Here is a 26285-nt window from a genome sequence, read left to right as displayed (position 1 = left end):
CAACGCCTGCAGTGCAGCAGCAGGGAGTAGGATTAAAAAGTACAGCTTTTAAGCAGGGTAACTCCGCCAGCACAGATGATTTCTCCCTTGTCTATTTTCTAGCCGGTCCCGGAAGTCTCGAGCGATCCGCTACGCCACCACTTCCTCGTATTGCAAAGGGCGGCAAGGTGTTTGGATATTTTTCTCGAGGTGAAATCCGCTCCAACCATAAACCTCATCACTGGCCCGAACGAGGTGGCGGAAATAGGGCCGACAAAGTATAGCCCCGGTACGGAAGATTCAAAATGACACGACAACCTCGGCGCTTTCCCTACCAACCTAAGTTTCTCAACAATTGAAGAATTTAAAAAGGGAATATGCTTGACATCAACAATATATCCCGTTGCCGAGATAACGTGATTTCCGGATAGCTGGTTTGTGGACCCATCATGCTTTATCAAGTCCAATCGCACGCGGCCTTCGCTGACAGTGGAGCTTGCTACCGTGAATCCCAAGAAGACATCAAGACCCCGTGCCCGCTCTTTCATGAACCATCCTCCTGAGGGGCCCAGAAAGGTTTTCGCTGTCATTATCCGGAAATCGTCAGAGAAAAAGCGATAGAGCCATGGAGCGTCACTCCAAATCTTTCCTCTCATTCCCGGACCAATCCCTGAGATTGGATTGCGTAGCCGATGTAGAAAAGGCTGTGCGGAATTGTCCCAAGGTGCCCCAAAATTCATACTCCTTTGCCGAGCAACCAAGTGAACCTTTGTCTGGTTTTCATGCAATAAAACAGCTATATCAGTCCCGGCGGCGCCGCTTCCGATAACTACTACTTCTTTTCCCTTAAATTTAACAAGGTCATGATGGTCAGCACTATGGCTGAGGAATTCCTTTGGCAAGGAAGCAAGTTCTTTCGGTATATGACGAAAATAATCCAGACCAACCGCAACAATAATCTTCTGTGTTCTGAATACCTTGCCATAATTTAGCCTGACGTCAAATCCGCCATCTACCTGTGTCAGCGCAGCAACGTCCTCATCTTCCAAATTGGGTACGAAGCGCTCCTGGAACGCCTTTCCATAGGAACAAAATGCCTCAAGCGGGATGGGGAAGTCTATGTCGCCGTATGGAACATGATGCTCCTCACAATATCGGCGCAGCGGAAAAGCACGATCAGGATCATAAAGATTAGAGGCAAATCCTGCCGATTTTAAGAGCATGTCTTTAGGCATATTGACCAACCAACTATGCATGGGTCTTCCTAAAATTCGAAAATCGACATTGAGCTTCCGAAGGTGCGCTGCAATTGATAATCCGTATGGACCAGCGCCGATAATAGTCACATCAACTTTGCCGTTCATCGTTTTTTTCCTTTAATCGCTTTTCGTGACTTATGCCGCCTGACGGCATTCACCATGCCACCAGATGACTGGAGTGCTAAGCAGGTTCGAAAAAATATTCTGGCAATATTGAATACGCGATTCTTGCATTACTGTCATTCCGGCGAAGGCGGGAACGAGGCTGAGGAAATTGAAAGAACAAGGCAGAAAAAGAGTCGGGCCGCGATGAATAACCCATTTCGCCTGTTTGCCGAAACCACTTTCGTATTCCTACTTAGTCATGATCAGTCAAATATCAGCGAACGGCATGTCATTGATCAAACTATGGATACAGAGGTGGCCCCGGAGATTCGGACAGTAGGATAAGTGGAGGCTTTGCTTCACAATCTTGGCCGGAAGGCCGAATACAGGAGCAACAGCATGACCAAGAGAACAAGGCGGAACCACTCAGGCAGTTTCAAGGCGAAAGTGGCATTGGCGACGTACAGTCATACGAATCCGTCATCAAAAATTCCTTGGGTTCCCAATGCCACGTGGGTTCTATATAGTCAAATTACAATCATGGTAGTTCGCCGTTCCAATTCAGAATTGAGCTACCAATTCTTATACAAAACACCAGGAACATATCGACTTTTTATACTCGCTTTTACTACGAGAACACAATAGATTGGTAATGTCGCCAATCCTCTGGAGCGCGGCTGTCAGCAAAAGCGGCGCAGCCAACTACAGGACCATGACGAGTCTACCTGACATCGCCGATCAATTTCTCTCCGCGCGCACGACCAAATTCGTGCGCGCCGTGAAACGGTCGGTCTATAGCTTTCTCTACCCTTTATACCAAAAGTCCGTTGGATGGCATTTCGACAGAAAATGGGGCACCGAAACCACACAAATCGTAGAACACCAAAAGGATAACGGCGATCCATTGCGCTTGACCGCAGTGCAGTATGAACCCACCTCCCCCAAGTTGTTCCATAAGATGATGCATTCGCTAAACTGCATGCCAGAAGAGCTTTCCTTCTTTGATGTCGGCTGCGGGAAGGGTCGCTGTTTGCTCATGGCGACGACATACTCGTTCAGGCGCATTGTCGGCATTGAATTTGCACCGGAGCTCGTAGCAGTTGCCGAAAATAACGTGACGCGCTTTCAGGCCAGACATCCGAGCGAAATCAAAATTGAAATCGTTAGCATGGATGCTGCACAATACAACTTTCCGGATGAGGACGCCGTGATCTTTTTTTTTAATCCATTTACTGAAGAGATCATGGTCAAGGTACTTGATAACATCAGGCGTTCTTCCAGAACAACCAAGCAACGCTACATCGTCTACAACAATGCTGTGTTGGCTCACTTGTTAGGGAATCCAAAGGAATTTTCGCTGGTCGTAGACGCCCGCAGCTTTTCAATTTTCAAAATGATTTTATGATCCTGTCCACTGCACCTACGACATCAATGTGCCAAAGTGAACCGCCCCGGCTTTTGCGGAGTCCAGTTGGTGTGAGTCAGGCTGTTTGAACCCGACTGGGGTGCTGCCTGTAGTAGAGTGCCTCAGATTCTGCCGGCGGTATATATAGCCAAGCGGCTCCAGCAGCCCGTGCTGGTTGAACGCCTGTTCCAATGCATCCCGTACGAAATCTGTCTGCATGGAACTGCTCACCCGCCAGCCAACGATGCGCCGAGCGAGCACGTCGATGACAAGGGCAACGTACACAAAGCCTTGCCATGTCGATACATAGGTGAAGTCGCTGACCCACAGTTGGTTCGGCCGCTGCGCCTTGACCTGCCGGCGGACTCGCTCCAGTGGGCGTGGCGCCGCCTTATCTCCGGTCGTCGTGCGTATCGACTTCCCGCGCAATACCCCGCGCAGCCAACAGTTGCACATGAGTCGTTCATCGGTACAGCGTGCGACCTCAATGCCTTCCCGTCATGTTGGCGGCCCCAGCGTCGCAACGTCTCCGCCGTACAACCAATCTTGCCAGCAATGGACTAAATTTCCGCCCACTGCGAGTCGTATTGCCCCCCTGCTCTCGAATACCATGCGCACTGCGCGTTCGATGAACACCGGTGAATATTTGATTGCTTTCTTCATGGCTCCAATGCCTCAAATGTTGGAGCCTTCGCGAATTCCGGGGCTAGTCACGGACCATAGCTCTCTAATTGATCGAAATTTTAAATTGCACAAGTTATGAAACGCTGCACAATGCTTTGAAGGCCAATACCTTATGTGATAATGTAAATTAATCGGTAGAACACACGATTTACCAGTGGCAATTTACAGTAGTCTTCGCTATGGAACATTGGGTTTTCTAAAGCCGTGGAGATTGGCCGATGTACCAACATATGTATAGCAATTTCATAATGGTGACACGATGTACTGTTCTGGATACGCACTTCATTAATGCCATACGAACTAACGAAGTATGGTCTGTGAAGCAGTGGAGATTGTAAGTAAGAGGAAGTCGCTGTCACCTGCGCTATCTGTCTTCATAGATAGGTAGATATATAGCAAATTTGGAGGAAGAAAAATGACCAAATTTTCAGCGTCGCAATCGAGTAAGCTAAAGCGGACGCAGAAGCTCCCGGTATCCCGCCGTTGCCGTCCTCATGATAACCATAACATCTATGTAAGCTTACGCCACTGGAGGATTCTGCATGCTGTGATTGATTGTGGAGGTTTTGCAGAAGCTGGGGCCTATCTGCATCTCAGTCAGTCTGCGGTAAGTCATACGGTTGCCAAGCTTCAGGACCAGGTAGGCATACGCTTGTTAAAAATTGAAGGACGTAAAGCATATCTGACTGAAGCGGGAAAGAAGTTACTAGATCGTTCGCGCCATGTTTTAAAAGAAGCGATAGAACTGCAAATTTTGGCAAAAGAGTTAGGCAAAGAGACACAACCCGAAATTGTACTCGCGATAGATCATCATTTTCCATCCGAGTATTTAATACGCGCGTTGCATACTTTTGCGCAGTCGAGTAAAGGCGCGCAGGTAAATGTGATTGAATTGCCCGGGCATCGGGACTTGGATCGCCTAACGAAGGTCTCGGCCGATCTTGCTATTAGCTCCTGTGTACCAGCCGGGTTTGTGAAAGAGCCGCTGCTTGAAATTGAGTACATTGCGGTTGCCCACCCAGACCATCCTCTGCTTAAATCAAAAAGACTGATTTCCCCTGCCGATTTAGCGGGCCATTTACAGGTTGGGCACTCGCCGCAGGCCGTGCAACGCAACCATGACGCCACGTCTAGTGGCGTTCGGAGTTGGAACATCGACGATGTCAATTTAATCCTTGAAGCAGTCTGCGATGGCATTGGTTATGCTTGGGTTCCAACCTATCGAGCTAGAAAGATGCTGGGCCAAGGATTGCTGGCTGCCCTTCCAATTGCTGGTGAGAGCTCTTATAGAAAAATTCTCTATCTCGTTCATTGTCGGCCTGCATCGGCGGATTCGGACGCGAGGAAGCTCGCTAGCGTTATACGCAGTTCTTTTTCCAGCATCTCTTCAACTGACAGACGTAACCCCGCCTTGTATGCTCTTCTTAAAAATAACCCAGACCGACATCATGTGGCGGTCGGCGAGGAAAGTACATTAATGGACCGCCCCGTTTCTTGCCCGGTCGTGCAGTCAATAGACCCCGAACTGATCTCCGAGGATAAGATAGCAACAGCGTTTGAGCTTCCCCTGAAATTTCGTATGCCACAGGTGACGTAAGATTCACGTTACTTTGGAACGACTGGAAATGAAGAAGATACCGAAGGAGGCCTACACGACCGGGTTCAACGAACTGGTTGTTAAGCGCGTAACGGACGGCGAGTCAATCACGGCGGCGGCGAAGGAACTGGGTCTGGGCAACCGACGCTGCGCAACTGGATCAACGCTGCAAAAGGAGGCCAGCTCAAAGGTGCCGGTACCAAAGTGGTGACGCCGGAACAAACGGAACTGTCCAGACTGCGTGCCGAGAATACTCGCCTGAAGCGGGAGAACGACATCCTAAAAAACCGCCCCACACCGCTCGCCGCAGCCCTTATGAATAGAAACACTAGCGGGGTATACTGGATGCACGCACGGACCGTGGCGGTAAGCTTCTTGGAGGCATGAACCCCGTCAAAAAACCTGAACCAGGGGAACCCGCCTGAATTCGACGCTTGGCGAGCGTTCATCAATCCAGTATCGCGATCACTGGATACACGAACAAAATCACGAAAAACAAGCTGCACGACATTCGCCTGATGGGGAACTAAATACCGAGGGAAGCCCTGAATCAAATCGAGCCGCTACGGTCTTCCGCAAGAACATCAGCGTAGAGTGCAGTAAGCTTTGCCTCCTCGTTGTCCCACCGGTATTTTTGTTCGATCGCGCGACGACCATTATTGCCCATCAATCTCACTTGATCGGGATGTTCGTGTAAATACCGAATCGCTGCGGCAATTGCGTCAGGGTCGTTGTGATCAACGCAAATTCCACACGCGTTTTCTGTGATAATTTTTCTCCATAAGGGAAAGTCGGATGAAACTACAGGGACCCCGGCGGACATGTACTCGAACATTTTGATCGGCTGGCTATTGAGGGTATTAGGCACGGGATGCAACGTCACGAGGCCGGCAAAACTCCTTGCCAAAATGTCCGAGACCGCTTTTCGGTCAACAAAACCATATTCCTTTACGCGGTTCCAACCCGTGTATTGCATCACTTCATTACGCAGAGCATTGCTGGAAAAAAAACCAGCCAGGAGAAGCTGTGCCTGCGTCTTGCCAATGGCTTGAATCGTTTCCTTAATCCCCCGGATTGCGTCAATTCCACCTATGTAACAGACACTATCACGTGGTTGTCGATCTGGACCTTGATCAGACACCAGTTCACCAATCAATGGGTAATTATTAATAACGGCAACCCGTCTGGCTACCCCGTCAAATAACGATCCAATATAGGGTGTCGCAGCCACCACTGCCGATAAGCGCACGGCACCATACTGTTGGGTCTGCCGGGCAACGCCAGCCACCAGCGAGCGTACCGGTGTCGGAATCCAGTCCTTTGCATAAATTTCAGCAGGTAGATCCTCGTGGGCATCAAAAATTACCCTTTTACCCGAGCGCGCCAGCATGAGGCCATACGGCATGAGCTCGGGATCATGAAAATGGTAAAGATCCGCATCAAGTTGGCGGGCAACGGTATAGCAACGCCACGCTTGAACCAGCAGCCGAGACAAGCGTCCGGCGTGGGGTTTAGTGGGCAACGGGTGCACTGTGACCCGTTGATTACGGGCCAGGTTGATCTCGTCCTTGGTAGCGTTGATGATTAGATGGGTATCATACCCTGCCGTTGCCAACGATACGCATTGCTTATGATAGATGCGAGTATCCAAGCCGCGGTGGGACGACGACATGTGGCAGACGCGTTGACGTTTCATCCAAACCTCGTACCAGCAGGCGTAGTGGCATAATCACGGATCGGCTTGGCCAGCCACGCTAACATTAGCGCTTCGTTTAATAGCGTACTGTCGGTAGCGAGCGCTTGGTCGGAAAGAAGCTTGTCCAGATTGCCACCACGCCGCAAATGTCCAGACAACACGCAACGGTGATCAAATATCATGCTACGCAAACGCTCGCCGATGCCTTCCTTGATCCACGCTTGGGTTACATCAAATCCCCTTTTTTTCCGGTTCATCCTTACGAAATCCGGCACCGAACCTGCCACCAGCTTGCGAAGCGCCCACTTGCCATAGCCATCACGAATCTTTAAACGGGTAGGCAATGCAAGCGCCAACTCCATTAAACGATAATCCATGAACGGTAAGCGACTCTCGACGCCATAGCCCATTGAATTTCGATCTTCATAGCGTAACAAAGTCGGTAAGCTCCATGTCTGTACGTCCTCGATCTGCCGATTCGATAACGTCATTTCCTGAGTTCCCCAAAGGTTTTCAGTGATCGGCTCCCAGTCCAGCAGGCGGAAGTCTTTAGCCACATTTTTTCGATAGCGGTCAACGTTCTGCCAGTACATGCGTGCTTGTCCAGCTTCGTGAATCAGCATCATTCCAAACGATACCAATAGGCTGACCATGCTCCATGCGTTGCGCTGATTTACGGCTTCACGCATCGCAACGACGAAGAATTTGCGGTAACCGGCGAACAGTTCGTCGCCGCCCTGCCCGCCGAGCAAGACCTTAAAATTCGCTTCGCGCACAGCGCGATAAACTTCATTCTGTGCAACGACGCTGAGACTAGCAAACGGTGCCTCTTGAAATGCCAGCGTCCTTTCGAGCGCGTCGCTCAGCGACTTTTTATCGAAGTCCGGCCAAACATATGTCACTCGGACACCGGTTGCGTCAGAAAACTTCCGTACCTCAGGCCCTTCGGAGCATGGTGCACCTGGTGAACCATAGGTAAACCCATGCAGCTGCTCGACCCCTCGGCGAGCTAGGGAAGCGACCGTCGACGAATCAAGGCCTCCGCTTAGCGAAACCGCTACCGGCACATCACTGCGCAAGCGCAAGCTCACTGCACTTTCAAGTAAAGTGCGGCATTGTTGAAGCATCTCATCGTCGCTATAGCGCATCAGGGATTGGGAAACCGCCGCCACTGATGCATTGAGGTCATACCATTGACCTTGACAACTCTCCAGATCCGACCTGGATAATGTGAATCTTACCCAATTCCCTGCCGGCACGGTCCGGACATCATTGAACGGTGCCCCGGCGCCGGCCGTTTCATACACTTTATAACGAACTCCGCGTGCACAATACTGGGTATCGATCTCGCTGCCAATGTCGCGTGCGACGCTGGCGACTGATGACGAGAATACGATTCCTCCCTGCGGCAACCGTCCCCATGCTAGCGGTTTGACCCCGAAGCGGTCACGTACCAGCCACAATTCGCCGCGATCGGGATGGAACGCGGCAAAGGCAAACATACCGTTCAATCGGTCTAGCGCTTTGACTCCCCACTGCGCCCAAGCTTTCAACAATACCTCGGTGTCGCCATTCGATTTAAACGACCACCCTTGGGCTTGCAGCTCGGCTCGCACCTCTAGATAATTATAGATTTCCCCGTTGTAGACCAGCCACCAACCTGACACCGGGTCATGCATTGGTTGTTGTGATCGGTCGGACAAATCGATCACAGACAAGCGGCTATGAACTAGATGCACGCGCCGCCCATAACAGTCAATCACCTGGGAGCCATCACTGTCAGGACCGCGCTGCCGGATAGCGCGCAACTGCGCCGCCGACGTCGCGGCTGGTTCGGGTTCGATAGCAGGATTGATAATCTTTCCGGCGATTCCACACATAGCGGCCAATCTCTATACAACAGCATTGCTCTCATAATCACCGTCGTCCTGGAGTGCCGCAGCGACGCGCGGTATGCACCCATAAAACGTCGGATGTTCTGGTACCACGGTCGTGTTATGCAGTCGTCACAGGCACGGCGCCCAGGTGGATGGTGTTGTGGCCAACGGCGGTGCGCACAGCATTGCAAACCTGCCGGACGTCGTCGTGACCCATATAGGGTCCCATTGGCAGGCTGATCACTCGCTTCGACATTGCCAGCGACACCGGAAGCTCGTCTTCACGACAATACTGTAAGTAGGCCGGCTGTAGCGGAATCGGCAGCGGGTAATGAACTGCGGTGGGAATTCCCATCTCCAGAAGCTTTGCCTGAAGTGTCGCCCGATTATCTACCGCAATGGTGTACTGGGCATAAACGCTGGTGCGGTCGGAACGACATGACGTAGGTTCGACATACCCGTCGAGAAGGTCCCGGTAAAGGCTGGCTAGTTCTTGCCGCTGTTGTACTTCCCAGCCAAAGCGCTCCAGTTTGGCTAAAACAATGGCGCACTGCAACGTGTCCATTCGGCCACCGACGCCAAGACGCGAATGCACATAGCGTTTGCTCTGGCCATGGACGCGGATCTCCCGCATGCTTTGCGCCAGTGCCTCATTTGAGGTAAACAGCGCACCGCCGTCGCCATAACAACCCAGCGGCTTGCTTGGGAAGAAACTGGTACAGGCGATCGTGGACAAATTGCAGCTTTTGCGCCCCTTATAAGTCGCACCGAAGCTTTGTGCGGCATCCTCGATCACAGTAAGGCCAAACCGTTCTGCAATTGCGTTGATTTCATCCATGTCCGCCGGTTGTCCATACAGAGACACGGGAATAATTGCGCGCGTATGTGGCGTAATTTTCTCCTCAATGCACGCGGGATTGATGTTGCAGGTATCTGGTTCAATATCGACAAATACCGGTGTCGCACCGAGCAGGGCGATCACTTCAGCAGTGGCAACAAAGGAAAAGGCGGTGGTGATCACTTCATCGCCTGGCTTGATACCGATGGCCATCAGTGCAATCAGCAATGCCTCGGTCCCCGACGCAACCGTAACGCAGTGCCGTGCCCCGGTGTACTCCGTAAGCCTTTGCTCAAGCTCGATCACTTCCGGACCCAAAATATATTGACCATGATCGAGCACCGTCTGAATTCGTGCGTTGATTTGCGCACGCAATGCATCATACTGGGATTTCAAATCGATGAATTCCATGTTGATCGCTTCCTCTATTTAGCGTAGGTTGAGTTCGTGGTTGCCGTTGGCAGTTGACAGTTGACAGACATCATCAGATAACGTGTACAGATCGCCGGTATGTGGGCACGCCGCCTGTCCGCTTCCACTTAATGGTAAGTCCAGACGTTCACCGTGACGGCTGATCCAACCCAGTTGGCGTGCTGGAACGCCTGCCACCAGCGCAAAATTGGGTACGTCGCGGTTAACGACGGCGCCGGCAGCGATAAACGCGTACTGACCGATCGTCACACCACAGACGATAGTCGAATTAGCGCCGAGGGTTGCGCCGCGTTGCACCAACGTCTTGCGGTACGCATTTTTTCGATTAACGGATGAGCGGGGGTTATAGACATTGGTAAACACCATGCTTGGTCCGCAAAAGACATCGTTTTCAAGCGTGACCGCATCGTAGACCGACACATTATTTTGGATTTTGACATTGTCGCCTATGGCAACGTCGTCACCCACATACACGTTTTGACCAATAGAACATCCTTTCCCTATCCGTGCGCCACTACAGATATGTGAGAAATGCCAAACGCGCGTGCCTCCACCGATCGTTGCCCCCGGATCGACAATCGCTGTAAAGTGAACAGAAGTGTCCATTTCAAAACTCCAATGGCAACGCAATACGTTTTCCATCACGCGCCGAAAGATACGTCGCAATCAGCAGTTCCAGCGTTTTCAAGCCCTCCCGTCCATCGGTCTCAGGCTCGCCCTCCCCTCGCAACACTTTGATGACATTGTCGTAGTAGGCGGTATGGCCCGTGCCATCGTTGACTGCAGTCTGCTCGCCTATCTCCGAGATTTTTTTGTCGTCGGCATTTTTCTCGCTAAACTCCCAGTGCTGCACTTCATTTAACGCAGCGCCGCCGATCCGCACCGTACCCTTTTCTCCAAGAACGGTAATACTGCCTTCCAGGTTCTTTGGGTAAGTCAACATCGTCACGTTGACTGAACCGAGCGCACCGTTACGCCAGCGTAAGGACAAACTGCCGGTGTCTTCAACTTCAATATTCCGTCCCAGTGTTGCCGTATAGGCATGCAAACTTTCGACCGGTCCCACCAGCCACTCGAGCAAATCGACATAATGGCTTGCCTGATTCATGAACGCGCCGCCATCGTACTGCCAGGTGCCGCGCCACTTTGCACTATCGTAGTATTCCTGCGGACGCGTCCAGAAGACGTTCATGGCGACCATATGCAGACGGCCGAAACGATGTTCGTTCAGTGCTTTCTTTAATAGCTGCAGGATCACGCTATGTCGATTTTGCTTCACCACAAATAAGCGAACCCCTGCCTCGTCACAGGCAGCGACCATCCGTTTACCGTCATTCCACCGTGTAGCCATTGGCTTTTCGGTTATGACATGCTTTCCCGCCGCCGCCGCCGCAATAGTTTGCCGTGGATGAAGACCCGACGGCGTGGTCAGAATCACCGCATCTGCATCACTGTGCGATAACAGCGCGTCCAGGCTTGGATAGCTTTGCGCGCCGGTGTTGAGCGCCATCGTCTCGCATGCCTGCCGGTCATTATCGCAAACTGCGGTAAGCTCGCAATACTGTGCATGAGCCTGCAACGCAGCGATATGATTGCGGGAGATACGTCCACAGCCTACCAGTGCGAATCGGATTTTACGATTGAAGCGGCTAATCGGTTCATCTTTAGTCATGATGCCTGAATTCACGTGCATGAAGTTACCTTTCCAAACGGCTGGGATTGATCACGACTTAATAACGTTGGGGAGCGTTCGCTGGTATACGCCCCGTGTGTCGACAATGACCTTTGCATGCTTTTGGATAAAATCATAATCAAAGGCACTGTGATTTGTCGCCAGGAGCAATAAATCATAGGAAGCAATCGACTGCTCGGTCAACTCGGCACTTTTTAAATCAAAATGATGGTTGCGCATCCTTGGAAAGCTTGGTACGTGCGGATCCGAATAGGCGATTTCTGCGCCCTTGGCGTGCAGTATCTCCATAAGTTTGACCGATGGAGACTCTCGCATGTCGTCGACATTCTTTTTATAGGCAATGCCGAGTACCAGAATCTTGCTGCCCTTGACTGACCGCCCTAGTTCGTTGAGCGTACTGGCCACCTTATTGACAACCCAGTTTGGCATTTCATTGTTGATTTCCCCTGCCAATTCGATGAACCGTGTGTGCAGGCCAAATTGGCGCGCTTTCCAGGTCAGGTAGAACGGATCAATGGGAATGCAGTGTCCGCCCAACCCGGGCCCTGGATAGTAGGGGGTAAAGCCAAATGGCTTGGTCGCGGCGGCATTGATAACCTCATAGATATCAATATCCATGCGATCGGCAATAATTTTCATTTCATTGATAAGGCCGATATTGACGGCGCGGTGAATGTTTTCCAGCAGCTTGGTCAACTCTGCAGCGCGCGTCGAACTGACCGCTACCACCTCGTCGATCGCCGAGGCATACAATGCGACACCGGCCGTACGGCAAGCCGGGGTCACACCGCCGCACACTTTCGGAATCGATCGTGTCTTGAAAAACGGATTTCCCGGATCTTCACGTTCTGGAGAGAACACTAGGAACACATCCTCGCCAACTCTGAGGCCGCGTGACTCGATCCGGGGCCATAACTCCTCATCGGTCGTTCCTGGATAGGTGGTGCTTTCGAGCGAAATTATCTGGCCGGCACGCAGATGCGGAACCAGTGAATTCACGGTGCTGAGAATGAAGCTTAAATCAGGTTCGCGATATGCGTTCAGCGGGGTCGGGACGCAAATGATGACTGCATCCGCTTCGACGACGCGCGAGAAGTCAGTGGTTGCCTCGAACCCTTTACTGCATGCATAGGCAATCGAAGCTTCAGGGACATGTTCGATATAACTTTGACCCTCATTGAGCTTGTCGACCTTCTCCTTCGCGATATCAAAGCCAAGCACCTTGAACCCTGCATAGGCATAGCGCAACAACAGTGGCAGACCCACGTAACCCATGCCAACGATGCTAATGACCGCTGTTCGGTTTTCTATCTTTGATAAAAGCTGGTCCAACATGGATAGTTTAGCTTGACTGACTAAGTGCACGCCCAGAAGGCCGCTCGACTCGCCTAGATACTGCATAGAAAGTTCCTCGCTTCCTGTCATATCAATTGTCACGCGACCCATGCCACAATGGCCAGGTTCATTACGTAAAGGGTCGTGAGCATGTCCATTTAACGGATTTCCAATCGCCGCCCTACGATCAGGTCGCTGCAAGAAGGAGAGACCCGATGCAGCTTCGGCAAGATCACTGTAACGAAATGGCGAAAGGAATATAAGTATTGAATTTCGATGAATCTATGCAAAGCACGTCGTGTTGATTATCTTTTTCGATCGTTCATCTGCAAAAGCAGCGCGACGATAGGCATACACGCTACAAATCACTCCCTGACATCGCCTGTGGCTTTCCCTGCCTGTCGACCTGGCCAGCACTCATTGGATCATCTTCCGGCAACGTCTCGTGACTCTTAAGAAACACCTCCTAACCGATTGATTTCCGATGAGTTTTTCAAGCGGCCTGTTCCAATGCGATGAGTTTCATGCCCATTTTTTCGGCACGCCGGGACATGTGCCGCAGCACCCGTTCGCGGTAACGTTCTTCGTAGTACTCCTGCCCCTGGTCGGTGTACTCCTCGCCCTTGGTCAGCATCGTGTAGATCAAGCGCGCCAGTTTATGCGCCGCCGCAGTCACTGCCTTGGGCTTGTCCATGCGCGCGCACATTCTGCGGAAGTACGCCCCCAGCGCCGACTGGCTGCTGCGCAGCGCCGCTGCGGCCAATCGCAACGCTTGCGCGGCGCGATTGGCGACGCGCTTGGTCTTGCCACTCATGACCTTGCCGCCCGTAATCTTGGTACCGGGGCACAAGCCCAGCCAACTCGTGAAGTGCCCCACCGAAGGGAAGCGCGACATGTCCGCGCCGGTTTCTGAGATCACCGCCAAGGCGGTCGTGACATCGATGCCGTCGATGCGCGTGAGGTCCACGCCGCAGACCTTGAACAACTGTGTGCGCAAGTCGAACTTCGGCGCGTTGCGGGCACGGCTGCGCTTCTTGCCACGGGCGGGCTCGCCGTCATGAGCCTGCAGGCTTTGCAGTTGCTGTTCGATTTCACGATCGCACTCGGCCAGTTGCATGCCGATGAAATCGAACATGTCCAGCGCCTGCTTAAGCGCAAACAAATGCTCGGGGCGCCAAGAGCCTTGCAGGCTCTTGGCGATTTCGGCAGTGCTGGCGCGAATGCGCACGTTCTTCATCGCCGCCAGCGCGTACGGATCGCGTTCGCCCTCAATGATGGCGCGCAGGATCTTCTGGCCGGTCTCGCCAGCCACGTCGGAGATGACGTTGGTCAACTGGATGTTCATCTGCGTGAGGGCCTTTTGCATGTGCTGCACCTGCCGCCCCTGGCCGCGCAAGAGCATACCGCGCTGGCGCCACAGCGAACGCAACACGCACACCGCGTCGGCGGGGCGAAATGCGCCGTGGAGCAAGCCGTAGGTCATGAGCTGCTGCAACCACTGGCAATCCAGCACATCGGACTTGCGGCCCGAGACGTTCTTGACATGCCGCGCGTTGACCAGCAGCACGGTGAAACCGCGCGACTCCAGCAGTTCAAACAAGGCAATCCAGTACACGCCGGTCGATTCCAGGGCCACCGTATCGACACCGCATGCCGTGAGCCAATCGGCCAAGGCGTGCAGGTCGGCAGTAAAGCTGGGAAACTCGCGCACCGGCTCGTCGTCCCGATCGGGCGGCACGGCCACATAGTGGCTCGCGCTGCCGATATCGATGCCGGCGGCATTGGGGTGGGTAATGGTCAGTGCGGCTCGGGACTTGCTCGGTTTGAGCGGGAGGGGGCGATTGCGTTTTACCATGGCTTGCTCCATCATCCAGTTTGGAATGTGGCGCCGCATCGGGTACGTCGTCTTGCTCACTCTCTTAAACGGGATATTGGCTTAGCGGCTGCGAACCGCCCATCCAATTCACCAATGTCGATGACGTCACCCAGGACCACGCTAACCCGCGGGCAATATGCACCATTGCTACATCGGTCTTCCGCTGCGCCGCATTCCACCTTGCCACAACGCAGCCGACTTGTGTTTCTTCGGCGCGATTTGCGGCATAAAGCCGATTACTTCGCTAACCCCTCTGCCCTGCCGAACGGCGCAATGATGAAGCGCTCGCCACCGGATATACACTTTTAATAAAAAGAAATATCGTGACGCGGAAGCATTAAGGGAACTGATAAACCGCGTGTAATGGGCCATATCGCAGAAATGCATGATTGAATTGGATCATATGCGTGCGATGGACCACTTAACGATCTATTTTTCGTATTTATTTTTATAAAAATTCACGCTTATTATTGAAAGGATGAGTTCCATTGTTGCGCTGCGGTTGAGGAGATAACACCATGCAACAAAAGATATGCGTCTTGGAAGTGAACGAGGTACCGATACGGGTATGGAAAACCTACAGTGAACAGGTTCCAACCTCGGCAGTCCGCCGCCTGTTTTCTGAAGGAAAGCTATACAAGACATCTGCCGATGACGTCACCGCCGACTTCCTCTATCCGTCGCAGACTTGGGCCTCTTTAAATACGGGTTTGTCTTATGACGCACACCAGATTCATTGGTACAACGACCCTAAGCCACAGCCTGATCAATTCTGGTGGCATCAGGCAGCATTAAGTGGCAGACGCGTTGGATTAGTTAACGTGTTACACACTTCGCCACTTGATCATTACCTCACGCAAGCGCCTTATAGTTTCTTGGTGCCTGACTGCTTTGCGCCCAATACGCAGACTTTTCCTGCACGCTATTGCCCATTTCAGTCTATGAATCTCCAGTTGGCTAAGACTAATGGACGGATTGCAAGTTCGCGTGTATCAGAACTTTTCACGTTAGCCAAAAAGTCGCTGGCCGATCCTGCCGGCTTTGGCGTGACCCCGTTTACGATATTGGAGGGCATGTACACCTTGCCCAAGCTGATAAAGTCACGAGAGCGCCTGCGGAATCTGCAATTTCCGCCGCTCGGGTCGATATTTTTCTCGCTCCTGCAACAGAACGACCCGGACATTGCGGTCCTGTTTACAAACCACATTGCAGCAGCTCAGCACCGGTACTGGTATGCATTGTTCCCAAATGACTATGCTGAGGCAATCTATAGCGATGCCTGGGTCCATAAGTACCGGAATGATATCCTTGATGCTGTTGGCATATTTGACCGTTTCTTGAAAAAGGTATCCGCCTTCTGTAAGGCGACGGACCGCATTTTGCTTATTGTGTCGTCAATGGGGCAGCAGGCGAATCGCAAATTGTCGTCCAGTGCAGTCGCTGGCCGCCGTCGCGAATTCAGCCTCTCTGATCCCTTAGCCTTTCTAAGAGCGGCAATTGGACCAACCAGCGCGCGGCTCGAAGGCGCGATGGTTCCGCAATACACCATTTCGTTTGACACAAGCTCACAAGCCGAATATGCGGCTAGACAGATGGCAGACTTCCTTCGCAATAATCCTTCGTTGTCCGAGTCATCAGTCTATGTCGCTAACAATAAACTGACCATGAGCCTGTTGTTCAGCAGCGATGCGCCCATCAGCATTTATGATGGAAAGAAGGTAGGGCTAACTACGGTTGGCGTGCGTGGATTTGATATCGACGATCATCACTCCGGATGCCACCATGCCGATGGCACGCTCTTGATATGGAACGACACTAACGATGCTCTCTTTTCCCCGCAGGTCACACCGAGTTCGTTTTCTTATCTCCGCTACGCAGCGGAATTACGGCGGTATCTGCACTTGAACGAAGCACCGGTCCCTACGATCCACCTCAAGGACCAGCACCGGCGGGTCCACTTCGATCCTTACATTTCTTAAAAATTGACGACTTCAGGGGAACATTGCATAAAGCGCCGCAACGCATCCATGGCGTGACCGTGCAATCGCAATGACCAAGGAAGCAAGGGTGAGCAGCAGATGAAGACTGTTTGGATACTCAATCACTATGCGATCGAACCCGGCACGGCAGGGATCACTCGTCATTTTGATCTGGCAGTCAATCTACGACACCACGGATGGCAAGCAATCATCATTGCTTCCAGTGTCGAACACATTACCGGTACGCAAAGACTAAGCGCACATGAGCTGCATCGGCAAGAGACCTACGCCGATGTGCCCTTTCTATGGATTCGTACTCCAGAATACCAGGGCAATGGCATGCGGCGCATTTTGAACATGTTAACCTATACGGGGCGGGTGCTGATGCCGATGTACACCAAGAAGTTGCCCAAACCGGATGTCATCATTGGTTCAAGCGCACATCCGTTAACCGGGCTAGCCGGGTCGTTGCTGGCGCAGCGCCATCGCGTTCCGTTCATTTTTGAAGTACGCGATCTATGGCCGCAAACACTAATCGAATTTGGCCGATTACGCAAAGGCAGCCTAATGGCGCGTATGCTCGGCAAACTTGAGCGTTGGCTATATCAGTGTGCGACACGCATCATTGTCGTCTTGCCCTACGCTGGTGACTATATCGCTTCCCTCGGGATCGCCAGGGAAAAAGCAGTATGGATACCCAACGGAGTCAATCTGTCGCCCTCCGCTTGCGTTGTACCGCCTCCGGCAGCCGCATCGGACTACCCAAGTCCGACATTGCCTTTTGTGCTTATGTATTTCGGTGCACATGGCCAGGCGAACGGCCTTGTCCCTCTGGTACATGCGATGAAACTGGTTGCTGATCGGGTGGGGACGACCGCACTGACGCTACGCATGATCGGTAACGGGCCGTTAAAACCTGAGCTGATGGAACTGGCCCAGTCTCTTGGCATCACGAATATTTCATTCGAACCGCCAGTGCCCAAGCATACCGTCCCTGCGCTTGCCGCCCAGGCTGACGCATTTGTCATCACGATCCTAGGTCTGCCCGGCCTGTATCGTTACGGCATTAGCATGAACAAAATATTTGATTATCTTGCAGCAGCACGTCCAGTCGTGATTGCGTCGAATGCCGCCAATAATCCGGTGCATGACGCTGGTGCTGGACTGACTGTCCCACCTGCCGACCCCGAACGGCTCGCGGATGCGATTCTGCAGCTGTTCCATACCCCGCAGCCAGAGCGACTTCGGATGGGCGAGGCTGGCCGGCGGTATGTTGAGGAACACCATGGCTCGGATCGCCTGGCCGCCCGCCTCGCCGCAACATTAGAAGACTGTCTTATAGAAGCTGCCCAGACGACACGACAGAAGAACACGCGTTCGGTCCGTATCGACTAAGACCAGAACGCCGACGATGGCCGCAATGGCAATGCTCATACGCCGGTAACGTGCGAGAGCGATTGACCATAGAAGAGCCACGCATTGCAGGTTTACATGAAAGCAGTTTATAGAAAATCTTTTAAAAAGAATGGTGATGTCATGACAGCTCCCTATAGCGTCGATTTACGCCGTAAAATTGTGCGCGCCTGTGAGCGTCGCACGCAATCACAACGTCAAATCGCTGAATTGTTTGGGGTTAGTCGTTCCTTTGTCGAAGGTTTGCTGCGCCGGATCCGTCGTAGCGGTGAGCTGGTACCAATACGTCAGCGTTACGGACGTCATTGCAAAATTGACGCCGCTGCTCGCGAAAAACTAACGCAGTGGTTGCAGGAACAGCCGGACTTGAAGCTGGCCGTCCTTTCTCAGCGTTTGCAATCGGAGTGCGGAGTGACTGTGAGCCTGCCTACTTTATGCCGCACGCTGCAACGGCTGGGCTTACGTCCCAAAAAAAACTGGGCCGTGGGCTCAAGGCGCTATTCTAAACGTGCCGGCAATACCGACACATAGGCGTGCAGTACGGTATTCGTACCTAGCCCATTTCACTAATGTGCTGAAACCCACACTGAGTGACCGCTCACGGCAGGAAGGCGGTGCTGAGTAGGATTTGAAGGAGGGTTTGCGCTTCATGCTCGATGACTGCTGCCCGATGCATTTTCGATACGACGCCGCCAGTATCGGACGTAGCGCCCTTCATCTCACTGACGCCGTCGCGATGCTGCTGTCGATGACAATTCCGAAGAGATAGATCCAGAAGGGGCGTTAAACGCAAAAGGCCTGCACGTTCTAATGTGCAGGCCTTTCCATTTACAGCGAGTTCATGCAGAGTTGCTGTAGTAGCCCTACCATACTCGGCGCGGTGTCAGCCTAGTTTCACTTGCTGCACCGCTACCCGCCTGTGGCACAAGGATGTGCAGTCTCTTCCCTCTTTATTGCTAATGCAGAGTTGTGGCGGAATTGACTGCGCCCTTGCTTTCCCAGTGGGAGTGTCGGCATGCCGACACCTTGGCGGTTTTAAAGTGCCTTGTACTCATACGAGCCGATATCCACTGCGGCACCTTGAGGGCGCGCAGTACGTTGAATATCAACGGCCGGCGCATTGGTAGCGACGCCCTTATCAATCAGTTGCGAATTTGACAGCAGGCGGTAGTCTCCACTGCCGTCAATCTTATAGTTCACGAACCCAGGCACGCCACCGGACATATTGTTCGAGACGGTGCCTTTTCCGGACGGTACGTAAATTTCAAGGTCGCGGTTCAGCAGTGTGTAATTGTTGGAGATAACATTGTTACTGACCACGGTACCGACAATGCCAATGCCGCCTACGTTACCCGCGCCGGACGATCCAGTGGGGTAGTTGTCGTAGACAATATTGTTCTGAATGATGAAGGGTCCTGCCACCGACACATTACGGAAATCATTGCCTTCGCATAGAATTCCCAAGCGACCGTTACGGAACACGGTATTGTTGACGATGTACCCGCGTCCTGAATCGTGATTCGAATGGATCCCGGTTCCAGTGTTTTGATAGGACATATTATTTTTGATGGTGAAGTCAAAGCTCGCCGTGTAAATACCATGGTAGTACGTGCAGCCAGCCCGCCCGATGTTATGAACCACATTGCTTTCGGCCTCGTGAACGCTGCCACCAAAATACCCATCCATGCCAATGCCCGCACCACCATTGCTGTCGCATGCTGACTGGTTGCCAATATGATGGACACGATTGTTTCGAACGGTAATATTGCTTCCCGTTGCATATATGCCGTTGCGCCATCCTAGTGACGATTGCCCGTCGATGTCAAACCCGTCGATGACAATATGATTGCCACTCGCACGCCACGCCATCGAATCTGAGGTGGATGACGCAGGTATGATTTTCGCGCCCCATTTGACATCAGACAGATACACAATTTTCGCGTTGGCCGTCCCACTGTTACTGGTAGTGAAAGTTCCAGTATAAGTGCCTGGGGCAACATGTACGACGGTATCTGGCCGCGCCGCAGTCGCCGCTCGCCCAATCGTGCGGAATGGAGCAGATTGCGTGCCTGGATTGGAATCAGAACCGGTTGTCGAAACGTACAAATGGTAAGCCGCTGTATAGGCTGGTGCTGGTGCTGGTGCCGGTGTTGGCGCTGGCGCTGGCGCTGGTGCTGGTGCTGGTGCTGGTGCTGGTGCTGGTGCTGGTGCTGGTGCTGGTGCTGGTGCTGGCGCTGGTGCCGGTGCCGGTGCTGGTGCTGGTGCTGGTGCTGGCGCTGGTGCTGGTGCTGGTGCTGGTGCTGGCGCTGGTGTCGGTGCTGGCGCTGGTGCCGGTGCTGGCGCTGGTGTCGGTGCTGGCGCTGGTGTCGGCCTCCACTTGTATTTCCTCCATCCAGCGGTCAATGAGGTATCAGTGCTTTCCGCATCATTGAACTCCGTACCACTGCTCGCCGTATTGGATACCTCCGCTGCGGCGAGGGTCTCGTCGGAATCACTGCTGCTACCACCACCACATGCAGTTAAAAGGACAGCCGCGCAGGCGCAAGACAGAACGCCCGTCGAGATTGATTGAAGTGAGTGTTTGTAAGCCAAAAGAGCTCTCCCTGATGAAATGGCATCGAACCGTGCCGTTGTAGTGACGTTTCATCAGAGTAATGAATATGGGAAACAGTTCCATTAGGAATCCTTGTGAAATGTAAATTTTCTTGAGGAAATGTAAGTGGCCGCTTACATATGCCGCTGACTAGCCGCATGCGGCGGGATGACCGGATCGGCCCGTGTGATGAATAAGCTAACCCGGCTTAACTTACCGAGGTCGCACTTGGCCACGCTGATCTTGACAAAGCCCCAACGTGCGGAAAACAACTTAACCACGGTGCGCATCCGGTGCTTGTCAAAGCGCAATTAACGAAACGCCAACAACTTTGCACGTCCAACTAACAATGCATTCGCTACCCTTCAGTTAAATCGGTATGCGACGAATGACATCGACCGATCAGAAACTAGTAACGTATTTTTTTATAAGGGGTTGCGGACACGAAGAGATTCAACGCCGTGCGGCCTGTTTGGTTTATAAAGCGGGCCGAAATGCCTATCCGTCATAAACGGTGCCTGCAGTATGGATCCTGCGGCGCTGGCTTCGCACGTAGCGCACGACGTGCAGGGCACTGCTGTAGCAACTGCCAAGCGCATTCAAAGCCGAAAAATATCCACAACTACGGCGCGAGAATCTATTGGCGGAATCGGTCCTTGACGCCGACCTGTTGAACATCGCGGCCGGCCGCAGGTAAAGCAGTGACAGCGATGTTTAAGGCAGCGAAACTCTGTGGGCGCGCGCTTGCCGACTTGTGCGGTTGTTGCGCAAAGGACCGGGCGTGTTCGATCAGCGGCCTCGGAAGGGGAGACTGATGGCAAGAACGGTAGATGTTGGCCTCTGTCAGGCCGGATCGAGCCGAAGCCACGTGCACCCTTAACTTGTCTGCCTGAACGTCTGAGTCATAATTATCGGGTGGGTTATTGGAAGCAGACAGTGGAAAATCCGAGAGCTCGAAAGCCGGTTGCGGTGCGGCTGCCATGCGTTGCATCGAGAAGATATGTCTGCAGTGTCGTGGCGACGACGCGCGCGACGTGTTCATTCCCTACGCCGCATGGCGCTTCTTCACGTGGCACGTCAACGAGTCGGTCCAGACCATGTTCGTCAAAACGACGGCGCTACCTGCTCACGGTCGAACTTCTGATATGCCGTTGCTCGGCAATAGATGGAACAGTACAAGTCATCATAATAGCGGCCCACAAGACCTGTCCTCTTCTGCCGAGCTTCGTGCAAATCTCTAATGCATACCAGGACTACAGCGGAAATGCGAGGCGCGGCTGTTTTGATTGCGCAAACGGAATTAGGGTTTGCATTCATCTCCAGCTCTGTCAATGACACAAATGTTTGACGTCATGACACTCGGAACGTGATGACGGTTCAGCGACAACCGTGGCGCGCGATCGGATCGTGTTTCTTGCGTGACCATTGCTGTTTGCATAGGCTGTGATGTTCAATTGAGAACTTTGAAAATGTAGCGGTTCAATGCAAAACATTTACCTCCCGCCGCCGTCGCGGTTTCAGGAACCGCATGGTGCCAGACAAGATGCAGTTCCGATTAGTGTGATTTCGTTCGGCGCTCTGGCAACAGCCCAAATCCTACTGCAGGGTTGAAACACCAGTGGCCGCGTACCAGCCGGACATAAAACGCCAGATAGGCAAATAGCTGAATCGCCAGAATGCCCATGGCCCTCAGAATCGTATCTCCATAATATACTGCGATAAAGGTTAGAGGCGCAGTCCAGGAGACAACCGCACACGTTACCATCGCATTGCGCACCCATGAGCGTCTGCCGTCACCGGGCAACAGTTGGCAAATAAAGCGTCGGTACACCAGCATATGAAAATGCAGCCGGTCTGGAACACCCGGATTCATCTTCCGGATTACCTTCTTACGATAGATGCTATAGATAACTTCAATCACCGGGTAAGCACAGACGGCAAGAATTTGCCACGCATTGATTGATGGGTTGCGAGCAATCGTCAGCACCGCAACTTCCGCGATCCAGAAACCCAATAGATAGGCCCCTCCATCACCCAGAAATATGCGCCCAGTCGGGTAATTAACAAGCAGGAACCCTATGGTTACGCCGATTCCTACGATCGCCAACTTCGCGACAAATACATCGCCGGCCTGGCCGGCGATAAAACCGAGGCCGGTCAAAATGATAACGCCTGTAATACCAGCAAGGCCATTAAAGCCGTCGATGATATTGATCGAATTCGATACCCCAGCGACCGCAAACGCGGTCGCCAGCACGGCGACTGGCGTCAACCCAAACAACAGATCGATCCCCCAGATATCGAGACGTGGAAGTGAAGCACCAACTAGCCAACAGGCAATTAGTCCACTGGCAAACGTGCCAAGCAATCGACACCGCACAGAGATTCCTTTAGTTAGGTCCTCGAGCAGCCCGGAAATAAACGCTGGCATCGCAGCGAGCACGAGCAACAAATATACCTTCCACTCGCCGCTGACATGGCCGTTGCTCGGACGCCATTCGGCATACGCGATCACCACTAATATCCCGGCCAATAAAGCCAGCCCACCAATGCGTGGCACTGGTTTTTTATGAAATTTCTGTGCGCCGGACATCTCTTGGTCAAGTGACAGGGCTTGATGCCATCTCTCCGTGCACACAATCAACATGCTGGCAATAAAGCTCGCGATTAATGCGACCATCGCCATTGCTGCCATGTCCGAGCTGGCGGCAATAAGATCGCGGTGAGAGAAGAACATAATGACTCCTGAGCTTGATCAAACAAAGGTGGTCTGACTGTAGGCTTCTGTCGTTACATGTCACCACGCACTAAAAAAATCTCTTCGCCCTCTGGTACTGACTTCCGTAATGCCGGCGAAACTCAGAGGATGTCCAGTATGACTAAACAGGCTCGCCCTGGTCTCCTTGTAGAGTATCGGGGTCGGAAAATCAGAAAGCGGCAATACGCGTCGCGATTCGGCCAAGCGTTTTACTACTTTAACGGTTAAACGCTCAAATATAAGTGTCATATATTGATCGGTTTCCGCCGGATGGGCGCAAATGATCCACTATATTGATCGATCGTCGCCAGACCCGTCAGCGTAGCGTTGACGGCCACCGACCGTACCCACGCAACAATGGCCTGTTCAATCCATTCTCGTCCTAGTTCCACGCCCAGCGCACTCGCAATGCAGTCGCTTGTTCAGTCTGAAGTGAGTACGCTGGTGATATGCACTGTCATTCGACGAACACCTGGGTATTGCCTTCACATGTTCACTGCCTGTCTTACGTGCAGCAGGCGGTGTACAACCGCACCTGTAGGTAAGCATAGACCTCTGCCTATTCCGCCCGCGCGTCGGCAACCCCGTCTGCAGCGTCAACTCGTTACGTCGGACACGTGTCCCTGCGCGTTTTTATTCACGAACGCCGTGCTCGTATCAGGTAGGCCGTTGACGCTACGCCTGCCAGCTGACATAGAGTCATCGGGTGTGTCCCGCTGCAAAACGTTACCGGGGTTGCATTTTCAGGTAGCGGAGAACGGTCGAGCCGAAGGCTGCGAAGCGCGGCTGCATCGGCCTCACCTGGTGGTCACAGAGAACGTCGCGAGCCATTCGCCGAAATTGATCACACGCCACGGCAAAAAACTAAAGGGTTTTTTTCCACTTATCATGTCTTCCAACATGGTCAAGCATTGCGAGCTGAGCACTCCGTCACTGATCTCAACCGCGCGTTGCATTTTTTTTCGAAACTGCGACGGCGCCCCTTCGCGCAGCCAGGCTTCTTCGGACGTCGCAAATCCGATTTTATCCATACGGTCACGTATCCGGGTTGGTATGATGCCGTCCATGCCAGCGCGCATCACACGCTTGGTGACGCCGCCGGAAAGCTTGAAGTCATCAGGTAAACCAAGCACAAATTCTACAAGTCGATGATCTAAAAATGGGACACGCGATTCCACCGAGTGCGCCATCGAGCTGCGGTCTTCCCAATGTAACAGCATCTGTAAGTTCGTCGCCGTCAGTTGAGCATGCGACATGCTTTGTATGCTTTCTTTGTCGCTGCTCGAACGCGTTCGTGGATTACGTGGCTCTACCCCCAACAATGCAATGTTGAGCCATGATGGCGTGCAATAACTACGTCCGGTATAGGCTCGTAACGGCTGCTTGATCCGTTCCGGCAGCATGGTATCGGCCATATACATCATCGCATGCAGTTCCGAGTAACCGTGGGCTCGCTTCGTTTGCTGGATTTCTTTCCATAACAGTAGCAGCTGTCCAGTTCGTAGCAACCCCGCAAACCGCATGCCGAAATATGGGTGATAACCGGCAAGCTGTTCATCGGCTCCCTGTCCGTCCAACATTACTTTCACGCCGTTTTCAGCGGCGAGCCGGAACACGCTCCATTGCGCGTAAGTACTGGTCGATCCGAATGGCTCGTCTTGATGCCAGGTGATCGCCGGTGAATGTCCAAACAACTTGTCGAGCGCAGGATACACGAAATGCGCATGCACGCCGGTGGCCTGCACCACTTCCTCAATCCATTCGCGTTCATCAACCCGCTTGTCATTGGAACACGCCGAAAAGCTCATTTGCAGTTGGGACGCGCTTTGCTCCCGCAACAATTGGTTCATGACGCATACAATCGATGAAGAATCGAGCCCGCCGGATAAACAGGAACCAACTGGCACGTCAGCGCGCAAATGCAGACGCACTGCATCCGTGAATTTCTCACGAAACATCTGGGCGGCGTCTTCAAACGTGCCCTTGACGTGTTCAGCGCGAAGCTCATACCATTGACTTGAAGCGACCTGACCGTCGGCATCGGAGACGATTTCCTGTGCGTCTAAATACATGTAGTGGCCAGGACTTAGCTGATATACGCGCGAAAACATCGTTTGGGCGGTATGATCAATGATTCCCCAAACGAGAAAATCGTAGGCCGGTTTTGCATTCAATGATGCCGCCCATCCTGGGAAAGCAGTGAATTGCTTGATTTCAGATGCGAAACAAAAAATTCCCCCGGGCGCAACCCAGTAGTACAGTGGTTTGACACCAAAACGGTCTCTGGCCAGAAATAGGGTCTTCCGATGAGAATCATAGATCGCAAATGCCCACATGCCGTTGAAGCGATGTAGGCACTGCGGGCCCCACTGCACATAAGCCGCAAGCACCACTTCGGTGTCACAATGCGACTGGAACTGGTGGCCGCAGCGTTCCAGTTCGCGGCGAAGCTCAATATGGTTATAGACCTCGCCGTTGTAGACAATCCAGTAGCGGCGGTCCGGGGTGCACATAGGCTGGTGGCCGCTCGGAGTCAGATCAACGATCGCCAGACGACGGTGACTAAGGGCTGCCTGAATGGACATGTCCTTACACTCTGCCAATGGCGTTTTCGGCGCATACGGTAAGCCAGCGGTAAAACAGTTGCTAGGCGTGTCTGCCCCGCCACACACCAGGGGTGCCTCGTGCAGCGAAGGAAACAGCAAAAAGCCTTCGTCATCTGGACCGCGATGGCGGATCAATTCGTTCATTTTTCCGATCGACTCG

The 26285-nt window shown here is 52.8% G+C and carries 19 protein-coding genes and 2 pseudogenes; 8 read left to right on the top strand and 13 right to left on the bottom strand.

All coding sequences use genetic code 11. From position 1 onward, the window contains the following. Positions 1-98 precede the first annotated feature (98 nt). Entirely contained in the window at positions 99-1343 is a 1245-nt protein-coding gene (locus tag D3871_RS21255; RefSeq protein WP_119771036.1) for an NAD(P)-binding domain-containing protein, read from the bottom strand. 54 nt (positions 1344-1397) lie between these two features. Between D3871_RS21255 and D3871_RS21250 the strand changes: the two genes are divergently transcribed. Both D3871_RS21250 and D3871_RS21245 read left to right on the top strand, forming a co-directional pair. Next, positions 1398-1688, top strand: a complete 291-nt coding sequence (locus tag D3871_RS21250; RefSeq protein WP_119771035.1) for a hypothetical protein — start codon at positions 1398-1400, stop codon at positions 1686-1688. Between the two features lie 307 nt (positions 1689-1995). Beyond that, entirely contained in the window at positions 1996-2748 is a 753-nt protein-coding gene (locus D3871_RS21245; protein WP_119771034.1) for a class I SAM-dependent methyltransferase, read from the top strand. A 102-nt stretch (positions 2749-2850) separates the two neighbouring features. Here the strand turns inward: D3871_RS21245 and D3871_RS31005 are convergent. Continuing rightward, positions 2851-3246, bottom strand: a pseudogene (locus tag D3871_RS31005) (DDE-type integrase/transposase/recombinase); the annotation flags it as partial. Between the two features lie 601 nt (positions 3247-3847). Here D3871_RS31005 and D3871_RS21235 point away from each other — a divergent pair. Together D3871_RS21235 and D3871_RS31745 are read left to right on the top strand one after the other, a co-directional pair. Further along, entirely contained in the window at positions 3848-5029 is a 1182-nt protein-coding gene (locus D3871_RS21235) for a LysR family transcriptional regulator (protein ID WP_119771033.1), read from the top strand. Between the two features lie 28 nt (positions 5030-5057). Further along, positions 5058-5240, top strand: a complete 183-nt coding sequence (locus tag D3871_RS31745; RefSeq protein WP_119771032.1) for a hypothetical protein — start codon at positions 5058-5060, stop codon at positions 5238-5240. 339 nt (positions 5241-5579) lie between these two features. Here D3871_RS31745 and D3871_RS21225 read toward each other — a convergent pair whose 3' ends face one another. From D3871_RS21225 to D3871_RS21195, 7 genes are all read right to left on the bottom strand, one after another. Next, the gene (locus D3871_RS21225; RefSeq protein WP_119771031.1) at positions 5580-6725 is read right to left on the bottom strand and encodes a glycosyltransferase; all 1146 of its coding nucleotides are present in this window, start codon (positions 6723-6725) and stop codon (positions 5580-5582) included. Continuing rightward, a complete protein-coding gene (gene asnB / locus D3871_RS21220; protein WP_119771030.1) occupies positions 6722-8605 on the bottom strand; it encodes an asparagine synthase (glutamine-hydrolyzing) in 1884 nt (627 codons plus the stop codon). Before asnB (D3871_RS21220) ends, D3871_RS21225 begins: the two co-directional genes overlap by 4 nt. 115 nt (positions 8606-8720) lie before the next feature. After that, positions 8721-9851, bottom strand: coding sequence for a DegT/DnrJ/EryC1/StrS family aminotransferase (locus D3871_RS21215; RefSeq protein ID WP_119771029.1), 1131 nt, complete (start codon positions 9849-9851; stop codon positions 8721-8723). 18 nt (positions 9852-9869) lie between these two features. After that, positions 9870-10478 carry an acyltransferase gene (locus D3871_RS21210; protein WP_119771028.1) on the bottom strand — a complete coding sequence of 203 codons (609 nt, stop codon included), beginning with the start codon at positions 10476-10478 and terminating at the stop codon, positions 9870-9872. A gap of 1 nt (position 10479) precedes the next feature. Next, positions 10480-11544 carry a Gfo/Idh/MocA family protein gene (locus tag D3871_RS21205; RefSeq protein WP_119771483.1) on the bottom strand — a complete coding sequence of 355 codons (1065 nt, stop codon included), beginning with the start codon at positions 11542-11544 and terminating at the stop codon, positions 10480-10482. Between the two features lie 51 nt (positions 11545-11595). Beyond that, positions 11596-13011, bottom strand: coding sequence for a nucleotide sugar dehydrogenase (locus tag D3871_RS21200; protein WP_274381771.1), 1416 nt, complete (start codon positions 13009-13011; stop codon positions 11596-11598). Between the two features lie 382 nt (positions 13012-13393). Further along, on the bottom strand, positions 13394-14755 hold the full coding sequence (locus D3871_RS21195) for an IS110 family RNA-guided transposase (protein WP_119771481.1): 1362 nt from the start codon (positions 14753-14755) through the stop codon (positions 13394-13396). 539 nt (positions 14756-15294) lie between these two features. Between D3871_RS21195 and D3871_RS21190 the strand changes: the two genes are divergently transcribed. From D3871_RS21190 to D3871_RS21180, 3 genes are all read left to right on the top strand, one after another. Beyond that, positions 15295-16755, top strand: coding sequence for a hypothetical protein (locus tag D3871_RS21190; protein ID WP_119771027.1), 1461 nt, complete (start codon positions 15295-15297; stop codon positions 16753-16755). Positions 16756-16854: 99 nt separating this feature from the next. Continuing rightward, positions 16855-18150 (top strand): glycosyltransferase family 4 protein, encoded by a 1296-nt coding sequence (locus D3871_RS21185; RefSeq protein ID WP_119771026.1) that lies wholly within the window; start codon positions 16855-16857, stop codon positions 18148-18150. A gap of 96 nt (positions 18151-18246) precedes the next feature. Continuing rightward, positions 18247-18699, top strand: a complete 453-nt coding sequence (locus tag D3871_RS21180) for a helix-turn-helix domain-containing protein (protein WP_119771025.1) — start codon at positions 18247-18249, stop codon at positions 18697-18699. 504 nt (positions 18700-19203) lie between these two features. Here the strand turns inward: D3871_RS21180 and D3871_RS30000 are convergent. Together D3871_RS30000 and D3871_RS31740 are read right to left on the bottom strand one after the other, a co-directional pair. Further along, entirely contained in the window at positions 19204-20100 is an 897-nt protein-coding gene (locus D3871_RS30000) for a choice-of-anchor Q domain-containing protein (RefSeq protein ID WP_338016854.1), read from the bottom strand. Positions 20101-20199: 99 nt separating this feature from the next. Further along, positions 20200-20274 (bottom strand): annotated as a pseudogene (locus D3871_RS31740) (DUF1565 domain-containing protein); the annotation flags it as partial. Here D3871_RS31740 and D3871_RS30545 point away from each other — a divergent pair. Next, complete coding sequence (locus D3871_RS30545; RefSeq protein WP_199724852.1) at positions 20259-20600, top strand: hypothetical protein; 342 nt, start codon at positions 20259-20261, stop codon at positions 20598-20600. The pseudogene D3871_RS31740 and the gene D3871_RS30545 sit on opposite strands and share 16 nt — an antisense overlap. 1716 nt (positions 20601-22316) lie before the next feature. On the opposite strand, the gene D3871_RS21160 is transcribed toward D3871_RS30545, so the two are convergent. After that, positions 22317-23498, bottom strand: coding sequence for an MraY family glycosyltransferase (locus D3871_RS21160; protein ID WP_119771023.1), 1182 nt, complete (start codon positions 23496-23498; stop codon positions 22317-22319). 818 nt (positions 23499-24316) lie between these two features. Continuing rightward, on the bottom strand, positions 24317-26269 hold the full coding sequence (gene asnB / locus D3871_RS21155) for an asparagine synthase (glutamine-hydrolyzing) (protein ID WP_233575752.1): 1953 nt from the start codon (positions 26267-26269) through the stop codon (positions 24317-24319). Positions 26270-26285 lie beyond the last annotated feature (16 nt).

It is taken from the genome of Noviherbaspirillum saxi, from assembly GCF_003591035.1.
GTDB classification, from domain to species: domain Bacteria; phylum Pseudomonadota; class Gammaproteobacteria; order Burkholderiales; family Burkholderiaceae_D; genus Noviherbaspirillum; species Noviherbaspirillum saxi.
Note: the sequence above shows the minus strand (reverse complement) of the source record. Positions and strands in the feature narration are given on the sequence as shown.

What these genes read in the sequence shown, in the direction of transcription:
- D3871_RS21255 (WP_119771036.1), bottom strand. Translation starts at nt 1,343, where the DNA reads ATGAACGGCAAAGTTGATGTGACTATTATCGGCGCTGGTCCATACGGA.
- D3871_RS21250 (WP_119771035.1), top strand. Translation starts at nt 1,398, where the DNA reads ATGCCACCAGATGACTGGAGTGCTAAGCAGGTTCGAAAAAATATTCTG.
- D3871_RS21245 (WP_119771034.1), top strand. Translation starts at nt 1,996, where the DNA reads ATGTCGCCAATCCTCTGGAGCGCGGCTGTCAGCAAAAGCGGCGCAGCC.
- D3871_RS21235 (WP_119771033.1), top strand. Translation starts at nt 3,848, where the DNA reads ATGACCAAATTTTCAGCGTCGCAATCGAGTAAGCTAAAGCGGACGCAG.
- D3871_RS31745 (WP_119771032.1), top strand. Translation starts at nt 5,058, where the DNA reads ATGAAGAAGATACCGAAGGAGGCCTACACGACCGGGTTCAACGAACTG.
- D3871_RS21225 (WP_119771031.1), bottom strand. Translation starts at nt 6,725, where the DNA reads ATGAAACGTCAACGCGTCTGCCACATGTCGTCGTCCCACCGCGGCTTG.
- asnB (WP_119771030.1), bottom strand. Translation starts at nt 8,605, where the DNA reads ATGTGTGGAATCGCCGGAAAGATTATCAATCCTGCTATCGAACCCGAA.
- D3871_RS21215 (WP_119771029.1), bottom strand. Translation starts at nt 9,851, where the DNA reads ATGGAATTCATCGATTTGAAATCCCAGTATGATGCATTGCGTGCGCAA.
- D3871_RS21210 (WP_119771028.1), bottom strand. Translation starts at nt 10,478, where the DNA reads ATGGACACTTCTGTTCACTTTACAGCGATTGTCGATCCGGGGGCAACG.
- D3871_RS21205 (WP_119771483.1), bottom strand. Translation starts at nt 11,544, where the DNA reads ATGACTAAAGATGAACCGATTAGCCGCTTCAATCGTAAAATCCGATTC.
- D3871_RS21200 (WP_274381771.1), bottom strand. Translation starts at nt 13,011, where the DNA reads ATGGGTCGCGTGACAATTGATATGACAGGAAGCGAGGAACTTTCTATG.
- D3871_RS21195 (WP_119771481.1), bottom strand. Translation starts at nt 14,755, where the DNA reads ATGGTAAAACGCAATCGCCCCCTCCCGCTCAAACCGAGCAAGTCCCGA.
- D3871_RS21190 (WP_119771027.1), top strand. Translation starts at nt 15,295, where the DNA reads ATGCAACAAAAGATATGCGTCTTGGAAGTGAACGAGGTACCGATACGG.
- D3871_RS21185 (WP_119771026.1), top strand. Translation starts at nt 16,855, where the DNA reads ATGAAGACTGTTTGGATACTCAATCACTATGCGATCGAACCCGGCACG.
- D3871_RS21180 (WP_119771025.1), top strand. Translation starts at nt 18,247, where the DNA reads ATGAAAGCAGTTTATAGAAAATCTTTTAAAAAGAATGGTGATGTCATG.
- D3871_RS21160 (WP_119771023.1), bottom strand. Translation starts at nt 23,498, where the DNA reads ATGTTCTTCTCTCACCGCGATCTTATTGCCGCCAGCTCGGACATGGCA.
- asnB (WP_233575752.1), bottom strand. Translation starts at nt 26,269, where the DNA reads ATGAACGAATTGATCCGCCATCGCGGTCCAGATGACGAAGGCTTTTTG.